Source organism: Kitasatospora sp. NPDC057500 (genome assembly GCF_042802195.1).
Classification (GTDB): domain Bacteria; phylum Actinomycetota; class Actinomycetes; order Streptomycetales; family Streptomycetaceae; genus Kitasatospora.
Map to the genome: position 1 here is coordinate 1 of NZ_JBHVER010000442.1, position 1,415 is coordinate 1,415.

The 1,415-nt window shown below is 68.7% G+C and carries 1 protein-coding gene; it reads right to left on the minus strand.

Annotated elements, in window-relative coordinates; translation table 11 throughout:
- Positions 1-89: 89 nt before the first annotated feature.
- Complete coding sequence (locus ACFU74_RS37290) at positions 90-1,196, minus strand: hypothetical protein (protein ID WP_380764580.1); 1,107 nt, start codon at positions 1,194-1,196, stop codon at positions 90-92.
- Between the last annotated feature and the right edge of the window lie 219 nt (positions 1,197-1,415).

Below are 1,415 nucleotides of genomic sequence, written 5' to 3' on the forward strand. Positions count from 1 at the left end.
CTACCTCGCAGGCCTCCACCTCCGCGCCTCAATGATCTGGATAGACGACCTCGTGCGACCACCCAACTGATCACAACATCACACAGGCCCTAGAAGAGGCCCGCGCGCATGTGCTGCGTGAGGTTCTCAAGGATCTCCCGCAGCCACGAGCTGCGGGCGGCCGGCAGCCGGACCAGGGTGTGCCGGAACGCTTCCGCGTCGGCCCGGAACAGGTAACGGGCATGCGGAGTGGGTGGGTCGTCGCGTAGGACGCCGTCGGGCATGCCGCCCGACGTGGGAACGGGCAGGTGCGGCTCGGGGAAGGCCAGCCACAGCCACACCCCAACCGGCAACGGCACCAGGTACGCCTGGGCGGCCGGTTCAGCCGGGGCCCAGGCTTCCCCCGTCTGCGGATGGGTTGGCACGAGAAGGATGTCGGCTCGGCGATCGCGGGCGGGCAGTCCCGGTCCGGCCAGGACGGCGCGCCGCGCTGCCGGGCCAGCAGGCAGCAGAGCGTCGAGGGCGCGTTGGAACACCTCTCCGGTCAGACCGTCCGGGACGGTCACCGCATGGCCTTCCGAGGCCACCAGCAGATGAGCAAGTGCCCGGCCTGCTGCAGCCTCCCACTGCGGGCTCCACGACCAGAAGTGGTTCGACCCCAGCCGTGAGCCCCAAGTCGCGATCGGCTCGAACGGAGGCGTGCCCTTCCCCTCCGCCGTCAGCTCCGCCCAGGACAGCGGTGCGGCGTCGGCCCCGTCGACGGGGAGGCGACGCACGGCGTCCGGCGCGAGCCACACCGCCTGCCAGAGCGAGCAGTCGTCGACCCGGCTCGCCACGGGCAGACCGCACGCCTCGCAGGCCATGTTGGGGCCATCAGCCCCGTCGAGGCCGCAGCAGGCGCCGCCGCGTCTCTCCGGGATCAGCAGGGTGCCGCGGGTATCTCCGGGTGCGATGACGATCGCGCCGGGCGCGCCATCGGACAGGGCGTAGACCGGCGCGTAGATACCGCGGGCGGCCGCCTCGTCCGGATGGATCTCCTCCCACCTTCGCCACGGCGGCCCCCAGGGCTCCGGGTCCACGGCGAACGTGCCCGGTTCCATCAGCACGGGGAGCTGAATCCCGTTTCCGTATTTCTGATGGGCGTGAGCAGGTAGGGCGACCTGGGACAGTGAGGTGGTCAGCTCCGCATCGCACCCAGCACACACAAAAACGAACAAATGTCCTCCACCTGGAAAACGGAGGCATCATCGCAGCTCGGCGGCCAGCCGAGCGGGTTTCCAGGATGGCCGAGAACTGAGATCGTCTCCGTGGGACGTGGTGCTGGTTTCGTCTCGCCTGTGGTCAGAGGTCGTTTTATCCCGATGTTTTATCCCTAAATCAGCTACTTGATCTGGGATGTCGGGTCGCGCCATGAGATGGTGTTCTCGCCGGTGAGG